Source organism: Agarivorans litoreus (assembly GCF_019649015.1).
Taxonomy (GTDB): domain Bacteria; phylum Pseudomonadota; class Gammaproteobacteria; order Enterobacterales; family Celerinatantimonadaceae; genus Agarivorans; species Agarivorans litoreus.
The window spans coordinates 1873386-1894121 of record NZ_BLPI01000001.1; the positions used below are offsets into that span (position 1 = coordinate 1873386).

Annotated in this window: 19 protein-coding genes; 6 read left to right on the forward strand and 13 right to left on the reverse strand. The window is 44.1% G+C overall.

The annotated features are described in order from the left end of the window. Window positions 1–4 precede the first annotated feature (4 nt). Window positions 5–3148, forward strand: a complete 3144-nt coding sequence (locus tag K5L93_RS08675) for an efflux RND transporter permease subunit (RefSeq protein WP_220719337.1) — start codon at window positions 5–7, stop codon at window positions 3146–3148. 337 nt (window positions 3149–3485) lie between these two features. On the opposite strand, the gene K5L93_RS08680 is transcribed toward K5L93_RS08675, so the two are convergent. Continuing rightward, window positions 3486–4310, reverse strand: coding sequence for an HDOD domain-containing protein (locus tag K5L93_RS08680; RefSeq protein WP_220719338.1), 825 nt, complete (start codon window positions 4308–4310; stop codon window positions 3486–3488). A 170-nt stretch (window positions 4311–4480) separates the two neighbouring features. Here K5L93_RS08680 and K5L93_RS08685 point away from each other — a divergent pair, with 170 nt between their 5' ends. Further along, window positions 4481–4693 carry a hypothetical protein gene (locus tag K5L93_RS08685; protein WP_220719340.1) on the forward strand — a complete coding sequence of 71 codons (213 nt, stop codon included), beginning with the start codon at window positions 4481–4483 and terminating at the stop codon, window positions 4691–4693. On the opposite strand, the gene K5L93_RS08690 is transcribed toward K5L93_RS08685, so the two are convergent. Next, window positions 4685–5341: a TetR/AcrR family transcriptional regulator gene (locus K5L93_RS08690; RefSeq protein ID WP_220719341.1), complete on the reverse strand. Its 657-nt coding sequence runs from the start codon at window positions 5339–5341 to the stop codon at window positions 4685–4687. The genes K5L93_RS08685 and K5L93_RS08690 overlap by 9 nt on opposite strands. Window positions 5342–5593: 252 nt before the next feature. Between K5L93_RS08690 and argA the strand changes: the two genes are divergently transcribed. Beyond that, window positions 5594–6925 carry an amino-acid N-acetyltransferase gene (argA, locus tag K5L93_RS08695; RefSeq protein ID WP_220719343.1) on the forward strand — a complete coding sequence of 444 codons (1332 nt, stop codon included), beginning with the start codon at window positions 5594–5596 and terminating at the stop codon, window positions 6923–6925. Between the two features lie 129 nt (window positions 6926–7054). Here the strand turns inward: argA and K5L93_RS08700 are convergent, their stop codons facing one another. From K5L93_RS08700 to K5L93_RS08725, 6 genes are all read right to left on the reverse strand, one after another. After that, window positions 7055–8071, reverse strand: coding sequence for a porin (locus K5L93_RS08700; protein ID WP_220719345.1), 1017 nt, complete (start codon window positions 8069–8071; stop codon window positions 7055–7057). Window positions 8072–8280: 209 nt separating this feature from the next. Further along, window positions 8281–8874: a hypothetical protein gene (locus K5L93_RS08705; protein ID WP_220719347.1), complete on the reverse strand. Its 594-nt coding sequence runs from the start codon at window positions 8872–8874 to the stop codon at window positions 8281–8283. A gap of 58 nt (window positions 8875–8932) precedes the next feature. Continuing rightward, window positions 8933–9127, reverse strand: coding sequence for a DUF4250 domain-containing protein (locus tag K5L93_RS08710; protein WP_016399845.1), 195 nt, complete (start codon window positions 9125–9127; stop codon window positions 8933–8935). A 165-nt stretch (window positions 9128–9292) separates the two neighbouring features. Continuing rightward, a complete protein-coding gene (locus K5L93_RS08715) occupies window positions 9293–9550 on the reverse strand; it encodes a GrxA family glutaredoxin (protein WP_016399846.1) in 258 nt (85 codons plus the stop codon). Window positions 9551–9697: 147 nt separating this feature from the next. Then, window positions 9698–10987 (reverse strand): condensation domain-containing protein, encoded by a 1290-nt coding sequence (locus tag K5L93_RS08720; RefSeq protein ID WP_220719349.1) that lies wholly within the window; start codon window positions 10985–10987, stop codon window positions 9698–9700. Between the two features lie 48 nt (window positions 10988–11035). After that, window positions 11036–12235, reverse strand: a complete 1200-nt coding sequence (locus K5L93_RS08725) for an MFS transporter (RefSeq protein WP_220719350.1) — start codon at window positions 12233–12235, stop codon at window positions 11036–11038. A gap of 99 nt (window positions 12236–12334) precedes the next feature. On the opposite strand from K5L93_RS08725, the gene K5L93_RS08730 reads away from it, so the two are divergent. Continuing rightward, window positions 12335–13231: a LysR family transcriptional regulator gene (locus K5L93_RS08730; protein WP_220719352.1), complete on the forward strand. Its 897-nt coding sequence runs from the start codon at window positions 12335–12337 to the stop codon at window positions 13229–13231. A 37-nt stretch (window positions 13232–13268) separates the two neighbouring features. Here the strand turns inward: K5L93_RS08730 and K5L93_RS08735 are convergent, their stop codons facing one another. From K5L93_RS08735 to K5L93_RS08745, 4 genes are all read right to left on the reverse strand, one after another. Then, a complete protein-coding gene (locus tag K5L93_RS08735) occupies window positions 13269–13688 on the reverse strand; it encodes an Hsp20/alpha crystallin family protein (RefSeq protein ID WP_220719353.1) in 420 nt (139 codons plus the stop codon). A 273-nt stretch (window positions 13689–13961) separates the two neighbouring features. After that, window positions 13962–14087, reverse strand: a complete 126-nt coding sequence (locus K5L93_RS20170; RefSeq protein ID WP_016399851.1) for a hypothetical protein — start codon at window positions 14085–14087, stop codon at window positions 13962–13964. 521 nt (window positions 14088–14608) lie between these two features. Next, window positions 14609–14770 (reverse strand): hypothetical protein, encoded by a 162-nt coding sequence (locus tag K5L93_RS08740; protein ID WP_220719355.1) that lies wholly within the window; start codon window positions 14768–14770, stop codon window positions 14609–14611. Window positions 14771–15057: 287 nt separating this feature from the next. After that, window positions 15058–15501, reverse strand: coding sequence for a hypothetical protein (locus tag K5L93_RS08745; RefSeq protein ID WP_220719356.1), 444 nt, complete (start codon window positions 15499–15501; stop codon window positions 15058–15060). 414 nt (window positions 15502–15915) lie between these two features. Between K5L93_RS08745 and K5L93_RS08750 the strand changes: the two genes are divergently transcribed. Next, window positions 15916–17475: a Re/Si-specific NAD(P)(+) transhydrogenase subunit alpha gene (locus K5L93_RS08750; protein ID WP_220719357.1), complete on the forward strand. Its 1560-nt coding sequence runs from the start codon at window positions 15916–15918 to the stop codon at window positions 17473–17475. Window positions 17476–17489: 14 nt separating this feature from the next. Further along, a complete protein-coding gene (pntB, locus tag K5L93_RS08755) occupies window positions 17490–18890 on the forward strand; it encodes a Re/Si-specific NAD(P)(+) transhydrogenase subunit beta (protein ID WP_220719358.1) in 1401 nt (466 codons plus the stop codon). 70 nt (window positions 18891–18960) lie between these two features. On the opposite strand, the gene K5L93_RS08760 is transcribed toward pntB, so the two are convergent. After that, the gene (locus tag K5L93_RS08760; protein ID WP_220719359.1) at window positions 18961–19824 is read right to left on the reverse strand and encodes a DUF2971 domain-containing protein; all 864 of its coding nucleotides are present in this window, start codon (window positions 19822–19824) and stop codon (window positions 18961–18963) included. Window positions 19825–20736 lie beyond the last annotated feature (912 nt).

The following is a 20736-nucleotide window of genomic DNA, read 5'->3' on the forward strand; positions in this document are numbered from 1 at the left end:
TACTATGCATGGACTAATAGCTTGGTTCACCCGTAATCACGTTGCAGCTAATTTGCTAATGGTGCTAATTGTTGGACTAGGTTTGTACTCGGCTAAATTTCGATTACCGCTAGAAGTTTTCCCAGAATTCGAACTTGATATGGTCAATGTGAGCATTGCTCTGCCCGGCTCCAGCCCAGAAGAAAGCGAAGAAAGCTTAGCCATTCGAATTGAAGAAGCGATCAGCGATATTGAAGGGATTGATCAAATATCTTCGGTTTCACAAGAAGGCGCTGCGCGGGTGAGCGCCGAGATCAACTCTCACTACGACACTCGTGATGTAATGAACGATATTAAATCACGCATCGATGCCATTAATACCTTTCCCAGTGATGCTGAGCGCCCCGTGGTTAGCCTTACCCAGCGTAAGCGAGAAACCATTACCGTGGCCGTATCTGGGGACTTAACTCATAGCGAATTGCGCTTAGTAGCAGAATCGATTCGTGATGAATTATTGCAGCTGCCTGAGCTAACCCAAGTTGAATTGGATTCGGTAGCTCCTTACGAAATCTCCATCGAAGTCTCAGAGCAAAAGCTACGCGAATATGGTCTAGAGCTAAGTAAAGTTGCTCAAACCATTAGCCAAGCCTCGTTCGATTTATCTGCAGGTTCAGTAAAAACCCAAGGCGGTGAGATACTACTGCGCACCAAAGGCCAAGCTTATGTAGGTGATGAGTTTGCCAACTTGCTAATTATTAGCCGCGCCGACGGCACCCGCATTCGCTTATCCGACATTGCCACGGTGGTGGATGGTTTTGAAGAAACCCCCATCGAGAACCGCTTCAATAACCAACCCGCGGTGATGATCGAGGTTTACCGAGTTGGCGACCAAAGTGCTATTGCCATCTCGGATGCAGTGAAGCAATACATTAGCAACAAGCAACCGTATTTACCGCAGGGGATCTCACTAAACTATTGGCGAGACAGCGCTAAAATAGTAAAAGCACGTTTGAACACCTTAAAAAATAGTGCCATTCAAGGTTGTTTATTAGTGGCCTTATTGCTGGCTATTTTCCTGCGACCCGCCATCGCAGTATGGGTGTGTATCGGCATTCCCATTAGCTTTATGGGTGGCTTATTGCTCATGCCGACCCTGGACGTTACCATCAATATCATCTCGCTGTTTGCCTTTATCATGGTATTGGGGATCTTAGTAGACGATGCCATTGTCACCGGCGAGAATATTTATACCCACCTAAAAGCGGGTGAAGAACCGCTACACGCTGCCATTAAAGGCACCCAAGAAGTCGCCGTACCAGTGACTTTTGGCGTGCTTACCACCATTGCCGCCTTTATGCCATTGATGATGATTGATGGGGTGCGAGGCAAAATATTTGCGCAAATCCCACTGATTGTTATTCCGGTGCTACTGTTTTCTTTGGTGGAATCAAAATTAATTCTGCCCGCCCATCTAAAACACATAAAACCTGCCAGTAAAAATCCCGGGCGCTTTAGTTATTGGCAAAACCGTTTCGCCAACGGCTTTGAAGCGGCTATTTTAAAGTTTTATAAACCGCTGCTAAAGGCCGCCCTATCTCGACGACTACTAAGCGCCGCCATTGCCATTAGTATTTTTGTAGTGGTGTTATCTTTAGCCACCGCTGGCTGGGTGCGTTTTATTTTCTTCCCTAGGGTGCCTAGTGAAACCGCCCGCGCCACCTTAGTTATGCCTGCGGGAACCGCCTTTAATACCACCGACGATTACGTTAATCGAATGCTAACGGCTGCCTTAGCGTTACAAGAAAAATACCGTGACCAAGAGACTGGCGATAGCGTTATTTTGAATATTTTGGCCACCAGTGGTTCTAGCGGTGGCTCGGGCAGTGGCCAAAGCAATAGAGGCCGAGTGATATTTGAAATAGAACCGCCCGAATCACGCACCAACCCAATTAGCAGTGGCGATTTAGTCAGAGAATGGCGACAACTTATCGGTAGCCTGCCTGGCGCAGAAAGTTTGACCTTTAGAGCCGAAATAGGCCGCGGAGGTTCGCCCTTAGATGTGCAATTCAGCAGTAACGATTTTGCAGCGATGGCGCAGGTGGCCAAGCTTACCAAACAAAAACTACAAGAATACCCCGCGGTATTTGATGTAGAAGACAGCTTGGCCGACGGTAAACTAGAACTACAACTCAACATTAAGCCGCAAGCCCAAGCGTTAGGCTTGAGCTTAAATGATTTAGCCCAGCAAGTAAGAAGTGCGTTTTTTGGTTATCAAGTACAGCGCATTCAGCGTGGCCGTGAGGATGTAAAAGTATACGTTCGCTACCCCGCCAGCGAACGCCGCTCTCAATACAACCTCAATAACATGCTTATTCGCACCCCAGATGGGGCCGAGTTACCGTTTAGTGAAGTAGCCAGCGTCACTCCTTCGCAAAGCCCAGCTACCATTACTCGCATAGACCGCTTACGCACCCAAAACATTCGGGCCGATGTGAACAAAGAGCAAGCCAATATTGAGGTGATAAAAACAGAACTACAGCAGTGGCTAAACCAAACCTTAGTAGCCTATCCACAGGTAAACGCTAGCCTAGAAGGCGAAGCCAAAGAACAACGAGAATCCTTTACCAGTTTAGGCTTTGGCTTGTTGTTTGTGCTGTTTGTTATCTACGGTTTACTAGCGATTCCATTTGGCTCCTACTGGCAACCCTTAGTAGTTATGTCGATCATCCCCTATGGCGCAGTGGGTGCAGTATTAGGTCACATGATTATGGGCATGCCATTAACCATTATGAGCATGATGGGCATGTTGGCACTGACCGGTGTAGTAGTAAACGACAGCCTAGTATTGGTGGACTACATTAATCGCCAACGTAAAAAAGGGGTGGACTTAATGAGCGCGGTAGCCAATGCCGGCGTGGCCCGTTTTAGAGCAGTAATACTCACCTCGCTCACCACTTTTGCAGGTTTGATGCCGCTGATTTTCGAGAAAAGTACCCAAGCTCAATTTTTGATCCCTATGGCGGTATCATTAGGCTTTGGCATTATCTTCGCCACCATGATCACTTTGTTGATTGTGCCAGTTAACTACCTGTTGTTAGAAGACGCCCAACGAGCACTGAAACAAGCCAAGCAGTGGTGGCTGCGCGGATTTGAATCTCCAAGTAATTAAACCAAATGGCGCAGCTCAAGCAAAAAAGGAATTAGCTTAACTAGGGTCTGTTGAACTTTGGTGTTGAAGTTTTGCTCGAGATAAGCGGGCTTTAATCGCGGCGAGCACTTAGAAGCCTAGTGGGCTAAGCAAGAAGTGCTTAACAAAGAGTAAAGTTCGCTTACCCGAACCCTTCGGGCAGCATTTCTTAGCCATTTATTCAGCGTTAGCGAGTGATTATTAAGCACACTTAACTGCACCACTCACTGCCTTGCCTAAATGGCTAATAAATTGCTGCAAAAACCATCAGCAAAGATCAACAGACCCTAATCCCTTTTTAATTTTAAGTGGCAAGTACTTAAGCCAAGCTGCTTGCAACCATTTGCTGACCTTGCTCCACCGCCTCTGCAATAAATTCAGCTACTTTATCTTTATTCACACCAACAACTTCACATAAAGGTGCGGGCAAATTATTAGCCACCAACTCACTACTTAACCCTGCATTGAGTGCGTGGTGAGCGAAAATGGCGAGGCGAATCAATACTGCTGGCTTAGACACCTCTTCAAAATCCATAGGATTAAGCTGCTGCTCGATAGCATCAGTGATGACTGGAGAAAAGTTCCAACGACGCGCAAGTTCTCCTCCAATTTGCGCGTAATCTAAACCTAGGGTTTGGCGTTGCGCCGACACCCGCGTTTCTCCAGTTTCTAAGCTCAACTCAATTAAGCCCGCTTCTTCGGGTGTTGCACTGGCTATTAGTAGCTCACCAAAGTTGTGTAACATGCCGCAGGTAAAAGCCATTTCTGGTTCTATATCAGTGCTTTTCGCCAAGGCTTGCGCCAACAACGCCACATACATGGCTTGGCTCCAGAATTGCTGTTGATCAAAGTTTTTACTTGGCATCATGCCATTTAAACCCGCTGCAACCACTAATGAACGGACCCGCTTTAAGCCAAGGCGAATCGCTGCAGCTTCAATAGAATCTATCTGCTTAATGCCACGAAATGCTGCCGAATTAGCCATCTTCAAAACATTCGCGCCTAAAGATTGGTCCGTCGCCAGCTTTTTACCTAATTGATGTAAATCGACATTCTCGTCGTTAATGCTGGTTAGCAATTCCTGCATAATTTGCGGCATCACCGGTAGTTTTTTTACCTGCTGGAAAAAGGCTTCCAGTTCCATGGAATACTCCCTAAAAATAATGTGAAGCACTGCATGCTTTCACGTACCAATTGGTCAAAAAATAAGCGTCATTTCACATCGGTGCAACAAGTTGACTTGTTTATCACCAAATTGACCCACACTGAATCTTATATGCAGATTAGTTTGACCTTATAGGCGCAGAAAATACAGTGACGATCGCACAAAATGACAGGAAAACTTGGCCGAGCTGTAAACCTATTACGCAAGGTTTATCACAACAGGAACTAAAAGAATTAATTTTAGGAAACAAAACCTTAGATTATGGTTCATGGCTACATTGCTTAGGTGCAGAGCGCTTGGTTGACGAGCAAGAATACCCCAGTGCCAGCCAAGCGCATATTGTCAGTGATGCCTTAGCGTAAAAACTGCTCAGGCACATCTTCTAACAACACCATTTTACGTATTTGATTTAAATTTACTTGATACCAAGTGAACTGGTGTAAGTGCTCTTCTGGACTACAACCAATCGTTCCCGCCATAAAGTTTCGAGTAAAGCTATACAAATACAAACAAATACTGGTTAGCGCTTCGTCATCCCATGTTGAACCATTTTCTCTGAACGAAAGTTTAGTATGCTGCATAACAATATCGCGATGCCAACTTTCCATGGCCTTAAAATCTTTATCATGTGTAAACAACTCATGAAAACTGACTAACATTATTTCAGTTTCTGGTAATTCATTAATGAGTATTTGAGCACTGTCTTTATATTCAACGATATTACCATTAGCTTGGCGAAGGTTACGTTCCTCTACCACTGTTTGCACTTTCTTAAACCAGCGAAGAGCCAATTCAAAAAAAATCGCTTCCTTGTTCTTAAAGAAACGATATAACGATGCGATATCAATCTGAGCATGCTGTGCAATTAAATTGGTATTTACCGATGCCATGCCCTGCTCTTTAATCAGAGACAAGGTACTGTCTAAGATATGTTCCACTAGCCGCCTGGTTCGCTCTTGGCTTGGCTGCTTGCGCATCGCCAAATGGTCAGGTACGACATAGTTTTCCATAGACACCTCTTATTGATAAATAACATAAACCAATTTTCGTCAGCTAATCCAGATTTAATCAAGCCTAGCTGAGATAATACAGCAGCTTATACTCCACAAACCCAAACTAAACAACTCTTACGCAGCATAACTGTGTATAAGTTTTGTCAACATGAAAAACTTATTGCTCGACAATGCTAAGGAATATGCAACAATACGAAAATATTTGACTCATTAGTCAGATCTAACAACTAGTTATTCACGGAGAAGAATTTGGACCGCTCGGCCGAAGATTTAGTCAACTGGTTTCGTCAGTCGGCACCCTATATTAATGCCCATCGGGGTAAAACCTTTGTTGTAATGCTTAGCGGCGAAGCCAGCAGTAGCAGTAATTTTAGCAACATCATCCAAGATATCGCACTACTTAAAACTCTTGGCGTTAAAATTGTTTTGGTATGCGGAGCCCGTCCGCAAATCGACAGCCTGATTGCCGCTCACCAACACAGCTGTTTATTTGCAGGTGAACAACGCATAACCGACGAGCGTAGCCTAAATATTATTAAGCAGGCTGTTGGCCAAATTCAAATGGATATCGAAGCTCAGTTATCCATGGGCTTGGTTAATTCCCCCCTGCATCAAGCGCATATTAATGTGGTTCGTGGAAATTTTGTCGTCGCCCAACCGATAGGCGTAGAAGACGGCATCGACTTTTTACACACCGGAAAAGTACGCCGCATTAACCACCAAAGTATTAAACGCCAGTTGGATCATGGTGAAATAGTCATGGTGTCGCCATTAGGCGTTTCAGTTACTGGCGAACTATTTAATATTTGTTCGGAAGACATCACTACTGAAATAGCTGTTTCCTTAAAAGCTGATAAGGTGATTTATTTCTGCCCTGAGCAAGGTATACACGATGACCAAGGGCAATTAGTTAGTGAATTACTACCAGACACTGCGAATCAACTGATGCGCTCCGAGCCCTTTCTGCGAGAGACCGACAAGGACACCTTACGCTATTTACGTGCCGCCATTCAATGTAGCGACCGAGGCATTGATCGCTGCCACTTAGTGAGCTACCAGCAAGATGGTGCGCTGCTGCAAGAGCTCTACACTCGAGATGGCAGCGGAACGCAGTTGGTGCAATATAGTTACGAGCGAGTACGTGAAGCTAGGCTAGATGACATTAATGGCATTATCGAATTAATAAGACCATTAGAAGAAGAAGGCATTTTAGTGCGTCGCTCACGCGAACTACTGGAGATGGAAATTGAACGCTTTACCATTGTAGAGCGTGACGGCATGATCATTGGCTGTGCTGCACTCTATGCCTTTGAACAAGAAAACATTGGCGAACTGGCCTGTTTAGTCAGCCACCCGCAATATCGTCAAGCCAGCCGTGGCGACCGCTTGTTGCAAGCAATTGTTAAACGCGCTCGCCAGCAAGGCTTAAGCAAGCTATTTGTTCTCACCACTAAAAGCATTCATTGGTTTAGAGAGCGCGGCTTTGCCCCCGCCGATTTTGAGGATCTTCCTACTGAAAAGCAGGCTATCTACAACCTGCAACGACGCTCTAAGATCTTGATAATGGATATCACTCAATAAGCGCCCCGGCGCTCACTTTTCGCCAAACCGCTAAAGCAAAAAACCAGCTCGATAAAGAGCTGGCAAAATGACAAACATAAGAAAATAAGGAAGCACGCTAAGCAGGCGCTTAGCGTGTAAGTGTCTCTCTTAGAAGTCGTAGCGTGCTGCGAAGTGGAACTCGTTTTTAGCGTCATCAATATTGTTAATTTGGTAAGCCGCAACAATACGTAATTGCTTAGTTAAGTTATAACGCCCTTCAATGGTGTAGTAATCTACTTCGTCAAATTTGGCGGCGCCTTCTGGCTCAATTTCAGCTTTGTTCCACATAGCTTGAGCGCGGAAATCCTTAGTGAATTTGTAACCAGCCACTAATTCATAACCAGTGTGCTTATTTTTCGCATCAGAACCATGCAATTTAAAGGCTTTGTTGTTTTCACCCTTGGCGTAGTTAAATGCCGCATAAACGCCGTTGGCGTCGTAGTTAATACCTGCCAGAGCCATTTTACTATCTTTAACATCGCCATTATTAGCAATGTTGTATGCCGCGCCCAAACCTAGGCCAAAATCAAAAGTGTAAGCTAAAGCAACACCATAAGCAGAGTTGTCGAGGCTAGCTCCAGTGTCATCTTTCTCATTATCGTTAAACTTGTAAGAAGCGTGAATATCAAAACCGCTGAACTCGCCAGCGTACTTAAGCACGCTGTTTGAGCGGCCAATACCTTCTTCACGGCTAGAGCTGATACCGATAGCTGAGTTACCGTAAGGGTTAACGTAGCTTGAATCTGTCCAATCAGCGATCAACTCTAAAGCACCGTAGTTACGACCGAACGTTACTTCACCAAAGTTGCCACCGAAGCCAGCGTAAGCTAAACGTGCTTTAGTTGCTGAAGTGTTGTCTTTTTCGTCGTTATTTTCCATTTGTAGCTCGTAACGACCAAGAGCGTAGTTAGACTCACCAACTTTAGATTTAACTTTAGCGCCAAAACGAACGTATTGGTCAGCACCAAAATTGTCAGAACGGCCTTCGTCGTCACCCGCTGTGTAACCGGCATATACACGGCCATATAGATCTACTGCGTGTTTTTCATCTTCGTAAACTTTAGCAGCGTTAGCAGAACCAGAAGCAGCAGCAACCGCCAAAGCGATAAGAGTAAGCTTTTTCATTTCAATCCCTAAAAAATGTGAAGTACATCAAGTAAAAGTTGCACAAATCTTAGGATTGAAAAATGACAGCGAAGTGACTGAAATATTAAAGATTAATGACAGCGAAACTTTATCTAAAAGTTTGCAATAGTTTAATTTTTAAGGATTTTATTTGACACCTTGGAGTTGTCACAGTCAATGCCAGAATAAAGTATAGCCAAGAGCTAAATCTAAAAACGGTAGTTCAATCCGAGATTTAGGCCTAATTGCGACCAATAACTACCGACAAATGTAACTTGGCAACCAGGCCCGCATTCTATCTTGGAGCCATCGTTAACAAAGGTGCCATATAGACGGCCTTCTAGTTTTAAATCGAGGTTTTCAGTGAGGTGATAAAAGTAACCGCCACCTAAGCTAATAGAAAAGCGTTGGGTATCACCACCTGGGCTAGCGGAAAAGTGGGTAACACCAGCGCCACCGCTGGCAAAGGTTTCAAAGTTTTCATATTGCCAACGGCGAGATGCGGTTAAATGAGCATATACTACGTCAACATCAGTAGTAGCCGAGTCGTCCATCTCGGTGTTTTGCCAAGACACCAGCGCTCCCACGTAGTTTTCGTAAGTCTCACGCTTGCGGTTTTCGCCACGACTAGTAGCAAAATCAAAGGCGGCCATATAAGAAGGGGCCGAACGAACCGAGTAGGTCTGTTCAGTGTCTAGGTGGGTCATTTCGCCGCCAAAGGTATAGCCAGCACCAATGCTTACATCCGCGAGTGCGGGCAGCGAAACACAGCACGCCAATAACAATCCTATTTTTCTTAGCATCAGTCACTTCCTGTTAGACACATCAACAGTGTCTAACATTCAGTAACTTAAACCAAGCTCAAATCGCCTTAAATTGATTAGTTATCACATCATAGTGATAACCAATAGTTTCTAAGCGGCGGGCTAAAGAACGCTCTTCAAATCCAAAGGTTAAGGCTAAGTCTTCAAGGCTATTGCATTCTAAGCGCAACTTCTCATTTACAATACCTAGCAAGATATTGGCTTCAAGGTTCAACATATAGCTTGCATCCATAATCGACTCCTCATCTATTGGCTGCATAGAGATAATTTGAGCTTAGTTAAACAATCCTCACTTTTGTAGCTAAGCGCTAGCAACAATGCTGTATTTTTTTGTTTACTTAAGTGATAAGCAACAAAAAGCCCGGCGAGTGCCGGGCTTTAATGAGATAACCTTGTATTAGATATCAAACTGTTCGCGCATTAGTGCTTCATACTCGGTACACCCGCCAACGTGTTTCTCGTCAACAAAAATCTGCGGTACAGTTTCAACCGGTTTACCTACAGTTTTTTCAAGGTCAGCCTTTGAGATGCCTTCAGCATGAATATCAACATAACGGTAGTTATAGTCTTCGTGTGCTTCGCTTAATTGCTCGGCGATCTGCTTGGCACGAACACAATAAGGGCAACCAGGACGACCAAAAATTACTGCAAACATCTTAAACTCCAAAACCAATGTGAATTAGCCTTACTATAACGGCTAGTCAGCAAATAAAAAAATCGAATATGTCATTACTAGCGATAGGTTGAATCTATCAAAGAAAATAGAACTTACTACTTAGCAAAATCTTTCAGCTGCCAGGGATTACTCTATCAACGCCAACAAGCGCGACTTAAACAGCCCTGCAAAGTTTTTACGCATCGCTTCATCTACCATGGGTTCAACACAATTAACGGTAATGCTTAAACAACCGCCAAGGCTTTGGGCACCCAGCCAAAAAATCGCCCCTACTAAATGCTGGGCCGCGGTAAAATAATATCGTTGTGGCACGATGTTAATTGAATCTAATTCAGCAAACATCGAATCTAAGCGGCCTAGGTTAGATAAGTGCATGCAGTTGAAACGGCCTGCCACTTGCTGCATTTCATCATCGGCCCGGCGAGGGGCTTGCGCGTTCCACCAATTATCATTGCACGACACCAAATGTAAGCCCGTCGCGACTTTTTCACGATAGGCCTGTTTGATTTGCTGCACACGCTGCCAAAAGTCTAGTGGTTCTTTGCCTTCAATCTCGAAAGAAAACATTGATACGTAACACGCCAGCTCTTGATGGTCGACCGGTGGTTCCACTATTGGCCGAACGTTAGCATTACCACCAGCACTAACCCCAATGGCAGGCGACTTAGCCAATGCTATAGCCGCTTCTGCTGCTGCACCATACAAAGCTATAGTTAGACTTACTTGGTGTTGGCGACATACCGCCAACAAGCGCTGAGATTGCTCTTGGCTAAAGCTTAACAACTCTAGTTTGTTATGCTGCTCTTGCTTAAGGCCAGTTTGATTTAACCACACTCCGGCTTGAGCAGCAGTAATTGGCTTTGCAAAGGGATTATCATTAATGGCGTATTCATCCAGTGCCAATGCATCATGCACACAAGCGCGCACTGACAAAGCTTGGATCTCGGGTACCGTCTGTTGAGCCACCTGTTCATGCCGTAATAACCACTCGGCCAGCAAGGACGCCGCCGACAGGCCATCACAAATACTGTGATGCATACTGATGATTAACCCCGACTGCTGCTGACCTAACAAAACCGATACCCGCCAAAGCGGACCGCCAACTTCAAGTGGAATATTGGTTTGCTGCTGCATGGTATCGCTTAATGCTTGCATAAAAGGCAGCTTAGTTTCATCTATATGAATAAACTCACATTCAGGTTGGCTAGCACACTCTTGCCACTGCCATTGCTGCGCGACTTGTTTTAAACACAGTGACAAAAACGGGTGGCGAAGTTGCAATAACTGATGGATTCGCGGAATAAAGTGAGTGTTTATCTTACCTGTTACTGTCACCGCATTTACTACCAGCATGGCACCGCTGCTGGTTAAGTCAGCAAACAATGACTCGGTTTTACCCAATTGGCGAATTGTCATCATAACCCCCTAAGGCAAGTAAACTGCAGATAACTCAATAGGCAGCAATCATTGCATAGTTGGGGCTTTAACTTTCACTATCTGGATCACCATGTTAAGTATTAAGGCTAAAGCCATCACGCTAAATATGATCGCCATCGCACTCGAGCTTGGCATCAAGGCGGTGGTTAATACACCAACCGCCAAAGCAGTGAGTGTCATTTGGGTAGTACCACTTAAAGCCGATACCGTGCCAGCTTGTCCAGAAAAGTGTCCAAATAAACCAGATTGAGAAATAGGATAAATAGCCCCAACACTAATGCTGATTAAGCTCATTGCTGTAATCACCCAAATTAATGAGCTTGAATGGGTGAGCAATATAAACGCCGCGATAAAGGGCAACAGTGAGGCTAACAACAAAATGCTCTGCTCTGTCCAGCGACCATTAAAGCGGCGAGTAAAGGCACTACCTAAAGCTAAGCCTGCTGCGGGGATTATCATCACCAACCCAAAGTCATCGGCTGACAAACCAAAATCATGCTGCAATATAAAAGGCGCGCTGCTGATCATATACATCAAACCAATACTGGCGATCCAAGCAAAGCTTGAGTAATGAATAAAGTGGCGATTAATGGCAAGACTCAAGTAGTTATTTAGAACTCGCTTCATATTAAGCGGCGGACCTACCTCTGTTTGTGTTTCAGGTAACAGCTTAGCGGCAATTACCAGTAAACTTGCCCCAGCAATACCAATGATCACAAACAAATAGTGCCAGCCCCAATAAGCCGTCACTATGCCACCAATAACCGGGCCTAAAACAGGAATAACCGAAGCCGCCATGCCCAACCAAGCAAAACCATGTTTTAGCTCTTTACCACGATAACTGTCACTGATTAAGCAACGCGCCAATATCTGATTACTTCCTGCGCCTAAACCTTGAATAAGTACCCCAGCTAATAACAAATCAAGATGATTAAAGCCCAAAAATGTGAGTAGGTTACCCAGCAGGAAAACAGCCTGCCCCAGCCAAAATACCCGCCGCCTGCCATAACTATCTGCTAGCGGGCCATAAAATAGTTGGGATATACCCAAGCCCAAAATAAACACCACGATAAGGCGCTGCACTAAGTGCTCTTCTACCGCAAAATGCATGGCCATTTCTGGTAAGGCAGGAGTCAACAGACCATTGGTTAATTGGGAACAAGCGATAAAGGCAATAGAAAAAAACAGCGGGATCCGTGAATAGCTCACTAATAAACTCCAATACATCAGCGTTCTTCATTGTAAAACAAAGCCAAAAGCGGATAATCATTCATCAAAGACATGATTTATTTCCTTACAGGAAACAATTAATCAAGGAGGCTGAATATGGATTGGTTGAACGCAGTGCAAACCTACATAGCAGTGGTAGAAAGCAGCAGCTTTGTACAAGCCGCCCAGCAACTCAACATCACTACCTCCGCCTGCAGTAAACGTATCTCATGGTTAGAGTCACAATTGCATTGCCAATTATTATTGCGCACGACTCGCAGGGTGCGCACCACCGAGCAAGGCCAGCAGTTTTATTTGCAAAGCTGCGATTGGTTAAGCCAGTTCAATAATATGCGCCAACAACTTGGCCCCTCTAGCCTTGGTTTAACTGGTAGCCTCTCTATTGGGGCTCCTGCGGTATCGGGCAGTTTATTTGTAACGCCCTTAATTGCATCATTTTTACCCAAGCACCCACACCTCAATATCGAGTTATTAGAAGTAGAGCCAGGGGAAATTCCAGATTTATCGCTCGATATTGTAGTGACGCGCCAGCTAGACAATTTTGATAGCGCCAGCTATCGCATGCTGCATCTATTCAATTACGCGGTGAAATGTTTTGCCAGCCCCACATTTTTGGCTAGCTGCGGCCCAATACAAAGTGCAAAGCAACTGCAAGCTCTGCCGCTATTGTTGGTGCAAGGGCAAATAAAAGCAGGCGGCGTAAAACTAAATGAAGGAACCGTGCTTAACCAAGCTTGTCGCTTTGTTACTCACGATCCTATGGCGGCCATTCAAGCAGCAGTTCACCACATGGGCGTAGTATTAGTATCGGAAGATCTGGTACAACAACATCTATTAGACGGGAAGTTAATTGAAGTACTGCCTGGCTTATTGTCTGAGCAACGCAGCGTATGCGCCTATTATCCGGCTCAGCGTTTTGAAAACCCCAATATCAGCGCCTTTTTACAGCACTTACGTGAACAAAGCCAAGCCGCCAGCAATAACCTTCAATAACTGGCAGCTTGTTTTGCTCAGCCTAGGCTGTTCCCACTTAACTAATTTCTATTTGCTGCTTTTCACTCACCTTAGCAACAGCTTTGGGCGCTTTAAGCATTAACAGGCCGTTGACTAATTCAGCGCTAATATCCTCAGCTTGAATTGCTTTACCAACATTAATGTTTCTTCGGAAAAAGCCACTACGACGTTCTTTGCGCAGTACATTGTCGCCCTGTTGTTGATGTTTCTGCTCAATTTTGGCTTGAATACTCAAAACACCATCGTGTAGCTGCACATCAATATCTTCCTTAGCCACACCAGGCAACTCGGCAACAAATAAGTAGCTATCTTCTTTGTCGATGATATCGACACGCGGTTGGAAAAAGCCATCATCACGCATGGCAAATTGTGGGCTAAAAAGCTGCTCCCATAAATGGTCTTCTCCAAACCAATGGTCTCTAGGTAACATGTTCATAATAAGCTCCTTAGTTATGCTCAACACTAAACAACAGCTTACTCAATCTAATTTTAGTTGAGACAAAGCAACCTAACTGGAGAGTGAAACCAAAAAAGCCAACGAGTTTGACCTAAAGCAAACTCATCGTTAACTAATGTTTTGGTGCTTAGAAAAGGTACAAATTATGCTGCAAAATGGCGGGTATAAAAAAACCGCTAGCCAAAGCTAGCGGTTTAGGATGTAACAAGCGTTAGTTCGAGTCACGAGTTAAAAAGGCAACTACGGGGTAGTTTACTCGGCCGCTTCAACATCTGATTCGCATTCTTTTGCTTCGATATCTTCACTGATTGGAAGGCGCACAAAAAAACCTTTACCAGTTGCAAAACAACGCATCGTTTGTTGTTGATCTTGTTCCATTTAGATAAATCTCCTAAGTTGTTGCAAGGGTGAAAAAGTTAAATGTTATGTTTAATTTCTCGTTATATTTTGCTTATTGCCACTTGCGTAAGTAAGGCTAGCTAGTGAATAAAAATTGCACAAGAAATAATCAGTAAAAATTCCATTTAGCCAAACATTTCTTGATCTAGCTCAGTCTTGCGGGAGGTAATCTATAGGCTTTTGCTAGAAATGTGAAGTACTAATTTACCACTTTGGGGATGCAAGCCAAATCCACAAAAAATAATACCCATTAAAAACAACAACTTAAAAATTCAGTAAAATATGGAAAAATAACACTTATAGCTATTTGATATGACAAAACCGAGCTATATATATATTTGGCTATATTTGTCATTTGCAGTAAAAATAACAATAGCTGAATCAGTCACTTACACTAAGCAGTCATCCAAACAAAGCGAAGCGAATAAATATTCAAAATAGCGACTAATGACATAAAGGATATTTATGAAGTTAGAGCGCAGACCGCTCATAGGCTAGGCTTAGCGCTTTTTGATTTTTACAAAATCGAAGAAAAGCCATAATGCAATAATGGTTGCCGACACCACCACACCATATTCTAGATAAAGATGGATATAACCAAGAAAAAAGCTTACCACGGGTAAAGCAAATACAAGCAACAAGGCCAACAACAAATAGCCCAAAATAGTCTCCTCTTTTTGTTAGATTATATCCTGAGAAATTCCCGCCAAGCTACTGCAAAGTAGGTAATTGAGAGCGATTTCACTGAGATATTAACTAAGGCAAGAAATAGCAAAATGAAAGCGTAATTAGGTAATACAATAACCTTTTCCGAATAAAGTAGGGCATCAAATTAGATGTTTTTTTGGGCGCTTATGATAGTCACTGTGAAAGTAGCGCTATTACACCGCCAATGGCAGCACAAAGCAAATAACCAAGGGCTTATTGGCATCCTATACTCAGCGCTGGATTATTCAAAGTAAGATTTAAGTTGCAGTTGCACGTGGCCATCTTTCCAAACAGTGGTATCGATTTGCGTTTTGCAAATTGCACACAAAATTTTGTTCGATAAGGTTAAGTGGCTCGACAAACGGTTACCTTTGACGCGAAACAGTAAATTACCCTGCGCTTGCCAACGCACACCACCACGCCAATTAGCGCGCCATTGCGGCACTTGCTGGTAACGTAAAAACTTAGATTGCTCTGTAGTATTCGTGGGAACTTGATTACGATTAGTGCTTAGCGCACTAAAATGTTGCTCTTGTAACCAGTTAATATCATTAAATAAATCGTTAGCAGCTTGAGGTTGTTCGAGCTCATTCTCAACACTAAAATCAAGTGCCAATGTAGGTTTTGCCTGAACCATGTTTGCCCACACCAATACTGCAATCATTAACGATAATGCAATACCCATAACAACCTCCAACGCACCATAAGTATTAGTTAACTACTTCCTCTTTTGGTTTAGTTAGCCTCTTGCACCCTAACAATATAATTAAAGCACCTTTATTAAAGAGTAGTAGAGCTAATGAATTCCTGCTATTTCCATGCCACTACTAAGTTTTTACACAGGTGGCGATTTACATTTTGCTAACTTTGTTCAACCTAGGCGTAACCTATCACACCGATAAACTTTACAAATTGGTTTGACCAATGGAAATAAGCGATACTTTTGTGCGAAGTTACTTGACTGTTAGGCCGTAGTTTTCTTTCATACACACCAAATGCGAAAAATTAGCTAACATGCAGTAGCTAACAAACATTTAATATGCAGCGACGTGTTGCCAACACAGCAACTCAACATAACAACCATTAGCAGGAACACACTATGCAAATCGGAATACCTAAGGAGATCTTCGACCAGGAGAGCCGGGTAGCCGCCACCCCAAAAACCGTAGAGCAGTTGCTTAAACTAGGCTTCTCTGTGGCAGTGGAAAGCGGTGCAGGAACAGCAGCCAGCTTTAATGATGATGCTTATAGCGAAGCAGGCGCAGAAATTGTAAGCAAAGAGCAAGCATTTCAAGCTGACCTCATCTTTAAGGTTAACGCTCCACTAGACGGAAGCGACAACACCACCGACGAACTTTCTCTTATAAAGGAAGGCGCAACGGTAGCCAGTTTTGCATGGCCTGCACAAAATCCAGAATTACTTGAAAAATTTAAAGCAGCCAAGGTTAACTTATTAGCCATGGACATGGTGCCACGGATTTCTCGTGCTCAATCTTTAGACGCTCGTAGCTCGCTAGCCAACGTAGACGGCTACCGCGCAGTGGTAGAAGCAGCTAACCACTTTGGCCGTTTCTTTACCGGTCAAATTACAGCCGCAGGTAAGGTACCACCCGCTAAAGTATTGGTAATTGGTGCAGGTGTAGCCGGTTTGGCAGCCATTGGTACCGCTGGTAGCTTAGGTGCCATTGTTCGCGCCTTTGATACTCGCCCAGAAGTAAAAGAACAAATTAACTCTATGGGCGCCGAGTTCCTAGAGCTTGATTACGAAGAAGAAGATACTGGCAGCGGTGACGGCTACGCCAAGGAAATGAGCGCAGCCTTTATTGAAGCCGAAATGGCCTTGTTCCGCGAACAAGCCAAAGACGTAGACATCATTATTACCACCGCATTAATTCCAGGCCGCCCAGCACCTAAGCTAATTTTGGCCGACATGGTTGAATTAATGAAGCCAGGTAGCGTAATTGTTGATTTAGCAGCAGCCACTGGCGGTAACTGTGAGTTAACCGAGCCAGGCAAGATTGCTGTTAAACACGACGTCACCATTATTGGCTTAACCGATATTTCTCGCCGTTTGCCTGCTCAAGCTAGCCAACTTTACGGCACCAACTTAGTAAACCTACTTAAGTTGCTTAGCCCAGAGAAAAATGGCGAAATCAACATCGACTTCGAAGACGAAGTTTTACGTGGCGTAGCCTCGGTTAAAGATGGCGAAATCACTTTCCCACCACCAGCAATTCAAGTAAGTGCTCAGCCTCAAGCCAAAGCGCCTGCTGCAGAACCGGCTCCAGTGGAACAAGAAAAACCAAGCAAGCCTTGGCTAAAACCAGCGCTAGCAGCAGCCGGTGCAGCCGCTTTTGCTTGGGTAGCCGACGCAGCACCAGCAGACTTTGTACAGCACTTCACTGTGTTCTTGCTGGCTTGTGTAGTGGGTTACTACGTAGTTTGGAACGTAACACATGCCTTGCACACTCCATTAATGAGTGTAACCAACGCCATTAGCGGCATTATTATTGTGGGCGCCTTAGTGCAGATGAAAGCCGACACTTCCTGGGTAGTACTACTGCTCTCGGGTATCGCCGTGCTTATCGCCACTATTAATATCGCCGGTGGTTTTACTGTGACTCAGCGGATGCTGAAAATGTTCCGTAAAGACGACTAAGGAGAAATAGTCACATGTCTCAAGGTATAGTTTCTGCAGCGTATTTAATCGCTGCCCTATTGTTTATCTTCAGCCTAGCCGGCCTAAGTAAACAAGAAACCGCCCAGCGCGGTAACATCTTTGGCATCATCGGTATGGTTATCGCCGTACTCGCCACATTAGCTAGCACCCAAGTAACCGGCGGTAGCTGGATTATTACCCTAGCCATGGGTATTGGTGCCGCTATTGGTATCCGTTTAGCCCTTAAAGTTGAAATGACCGAAATGCCAGAGCTGGTTGCTATTTTGCACAGTTTTGTAGGTATGGCAGCGGTATTGGTTGGTTTCTCAAGTGCTATCGACCACGGCTCGTTAATTGATTCAGTTACTGGCTTAATTGATCCAGTAGCAAAATCTATTCACGACGTAGAAGTATTCCTAGGTATCTTTATTGGTGCTGTAACCTTCACCGGTTCGGTAGTCGCCTTTGGCAAACTTCGCGGCCTTATTAGCAGTGCCCCTAAAGCCCTACCAGGCGCTCACTGGTTAAACTTAGCCATGATTGTAGTATCAATCTACCTAGGCAGTATATTCATGGACAGCGGCTCTATGTGGCCACTGGTTATCATGACCTTTATCGCCTTTGTATTTGGTTACAACCTAGTATCTGCAATCGGCGGCGCCGATATGCCAGTGGTTGTATCGATGCTTAACTCATACTCTGGTTGGGCAGCAGCAGCGGCAGGTTTCATGCTAGGCAACGACTTGCTAATTGTAACTGGTGCACTAGTAGGTAGCTCGGGTGCGATTCTGTCTTACATCATGTGTAAAGCAATGAACCGCTCGTTCATCAGCGTAATCTTAGGTGGTTTTGGTAGCGAAGGTGGCACGGTAATAGCCAGCGATGCAGACCAAGGCGAACATACCGAAGTACAGGCTGAAGAAGTCGCCGAGATGCTAAAAGATGCTAACGAAGTAATTATCGCACCTGGTTACGGCATGGCGGTTGCGCAAGCCCAGTATCCAGTAGCCGAAATTACCAAAAAGCTGCGTGATAAAGGCGTAAACGTACGTTTTGCTATTCACCCAGTAGCAGGTCGCTTACCTGGCCACATGAACGTATTGTTAGCCGAGGCCAAAGTACCTTACGACATCGTAATGGAAATGGACGAGATTAACGAAGACTTCGCCTCTACCGACGTAGTACTAGTAATTGGTGCTAACGACACGGTTAACCCTGCAGCTAAAGAGCCAGGCAGCCCAATTGCCGGTATGCCAGTACTTGAGGTATGGGATGCGAAAAACGTGATTGTATTTAAACGTTCAATGGCCACTGGTTATGCTGGTGTTCAAAACCCATTGTTCTTTAAAGAAAATACAGACATGTTGTTTGGTGATGCTAAAGAAACGGTTCAGAAGATCCTTTCTCATATCTAAGCAAATGATGTGTTGATGATGAAAGCCGCTCATTGAGCGGCTTTTTTGTATCTTCTATATCGCAGTGACATCAACTTTCTTCAAAATTAACAGGGTCATCAACATCGCGATAAATATTTACTGAGTAATCTTTCTTGTTGGGAGCAGCAACATGTATTGGTATCCCTCGCTCCTTACAGAGGGTAGCGATAACTTTTCGATTAGTTTTATCCATTCTAGAACCAATAATCACACCAATTAGAGCTTTATCAGAAACAGTTTCAACTACTCCTGACTTAGCATTTTCTTCATCACTTTCAGCAAATAGAACACTACGAATCTCAGCTTCATAATTCCAGCGAATATGCTTTTGATATGTAAAGTTAAAATTAAATAATTCAGTTTTAGCAAAAACCTGATTCATCATTTTACCTTTCGTGAAGCTGAATTGCTTAGCTCGCTCTGTCACTGATGCGTTTAAATCTCTGTATGTGATCTTTTTAACTCTTTTGTTATAGTCAATTTGATTTAGGCTTATTTTCTCATGGTTAGATAACTCTGCTTTATCATAGATAAAACAAAGGCCTGTCATACCATTCGCATAATGAGACCACATCAACGGCTCATCGCAAGCGCCACTAAAACAACAAATAAAAGTTCCAGTCGCATTTTTCCCTAGGTCCTCAAGTTGGGTCTTAATAAATTTCTTGTAAGAATCCAAAACCCGATTTTCTTCCTGTTGAATATATAATGACATCAGCTGATTATGAGATAGTAATTTAAGGTGCTCATTGATTTCGGGTAGTTTCTCGATCTTAAACTCATTCCAATCAAACTCAAACGGATGCTCAAAGGGATCATTGAGGAGGCGAACATGAGAATGCCAAAGTTCACTCTCTATCAACTCCCTGATCGTATTTTCGCTGTAGCTTCTATAACGATATAGCTCATTCATTTAATCAGTTACCTAACACCTCTAATTCTTAAGACACATTACATGTTTTTAGAAAAGTTGGTCAAAAGGCGACTTCTCAAAGTGAGAGTTAAAAATAAACTAACAAAAACTAATAACAGTTATAGAATTCTTTACAACTGAATACGCCCCTACTTATTTGGCTTTTTACCCAGCTTCGGTTGCGGATTTCGCCCTGACGGCGACTTCCTTAAGCTTCAAACAGCTAAAGCTTAACTAAGGAAAAAGAAAGGCTGCCCCAGCATCATCTTCTTCCTGCGTTGCTCACTCACTGCGGCGTCAAAACAACTCGCTACGCTCAAACAGGTTTTGCCTATACCCGCAGCTCGCTTGCGCTACTCGGCGATGATGAGGGGGAAGGAAGATCAAGAGCGCAGCTAGCTAGATAAACAGAAAAAACTTAACACTCCCACTCTTTGCTCTTCAGAACCATCATCTCCGCCGAGTAGCGGAGTAATCAAGGGATTAAACCGAGGACTGTTTGAGCGTAGCGAGTTTCCGAAGGTGCCCTTGTTAACGAGCAACGGAGGATGTAAGGAGATGCGGGTGGCCTTTCTTTTGTACCCTTTTCTTTGGCCAAGCAAAGAAAAGGGTATCGCCGGCAAGGCGAAACCTGAACCAACACCAAGCAGTGGTTCAAATGAAACGAATATAAACACAAGCTCACAGCTCTGCTTTCAATACACCATCATCGCCGCCGAGTATCGCAGTAAATTAACGAATAAGCCGAGGACTGTTTGAGCGCAGCGAGTTTCCGTAGGCGCGTTGATTTATGAGAAACGCATGATTCAAGGGAATGCGGGGCGGCCTTTCTTTTGTACACTTTTCTTTGGCCGCACAAAGAAAAGGGTATCGCCGCCAAGCCAAAACCTGAACCCACAAAGTGCCTAGCAA

Excerpts from the sequence above, each read along its gene's own strand:
- K5L93_RS08675 (WP_220719337.1), top strand. The coding sequence starts at position 5 with ATGCATGGACTAATAGCTTGGTTCACCCGTAATCACGTTGCAGCTAAT.
- K5L93_RS08680 (WP_220719338.1), bottom strand. The coding sequence starts at position 4,310 with ATGGAACTGGAAGCCTTTTTCCAGCAGGTAAAAAAACTACCGGTGATG.
- K5L93_RS08690 (WP_220719341.1), bottom strand. The coding sequence starts at position 5,341 with ATGGAAAACTATGTCGTACCTGACCATTTGGCGATGCGCAAGCAGCCA.
- K5L93_RS08700 (WP_220719345.1), bottom strand. The coding sequence starts at position 8,071 with ATGAAAAAGCTTACTCTTATCGCTTTGGCGGTTGCTGCTGCTTCTGGT.
- K5L93_RS08705 (WP_220719347.1), bottom strand. The coding sequence starts at position 8,874 with ATGCTAAGAAAAATAGGATTGTTATTGGCGTGCTGTGTTTCGCTGCCC.
- K5L93_RS08710 (WP_016399845.1), bottom strand. The coding sequence starts at position 9,127 with ATGGATGCAAGCTATATGTTGAACCTTGAAGCCAATATCTTGCTAGGT.
- K5L93_RS08715 (WP_016399846.1), bottom strand. The coding sequence starts at position 9,550 with ATGTTTGCAGTAATTTTTGGTCGTCCTGGTTGCCCTTATTGTGTTCGT.
- K5L93_RS08720 (WP_220719349.1), bottom strand. The coding sequence starts at position 10,987 with ATGACAATTCGCCAATTGGGTAAAACCGAGTCATTGTTTGCTGACTTA.
- K5L93_RS08725 (WP_220719350.1), bottom strand. The coding sequence starts at position 12,235 with ATGTATTGGAGTTTATTAGTGAGCTATTCACGGATCCCGCTGTTTTTT.
- K5L93_RS08730 (WP_220719352.1), top strand. The coding sequence starts at position 12,335 with ATGGATTGGTTGAACGCAGTGCAAACCTACATAGCAGTGGTAGAAAGC.
- K5L93_RS08735 (WP_220719353.1), bottom strand. The coding sequence starts at position 13,688 with ATGAACATGTTACCTAGAGACCATTGGTTTGGAGAAGACCATTTATGG.
- K5L93_RS20170 (WP_016399851.1), bottom strand. The coding sequence starts at position 14,087 with ATGGAACAAGATCAACAACAAACGATGCGTTGTTTTGCAACTGGTAAA.
- K5L93_RS08745 (WP_220719356.1), bottom strand. The coding sequence starts at position 15,501 with ATGGGTATTGCATTATCGTTAATGATTGCAGTATTGGTGTGGGCAAAC.
- K5L93_RS08750 (WP_220719357.1), top strand. The coding sequence starts at position 15,916 with ATGCAAATCGGAATACCTAAGGAGATCTTCGACCAGGAGAGCCGGGTA.
- pntB (WP_220719358.1), top strand. The coding sequence starts at position 17,490 with ATGTCTCAAGGTATAGTTTCTGCAGCGTATTTAATCGCTGCCCTATTG.
- K5L93_RS08760 (WP_220719359.1), bottom strand. The coding sequence starts at position 19,824 with ATGAATGAGCTATATCGTTATAGAAGCTACAGCGAAAATACGATCAGG.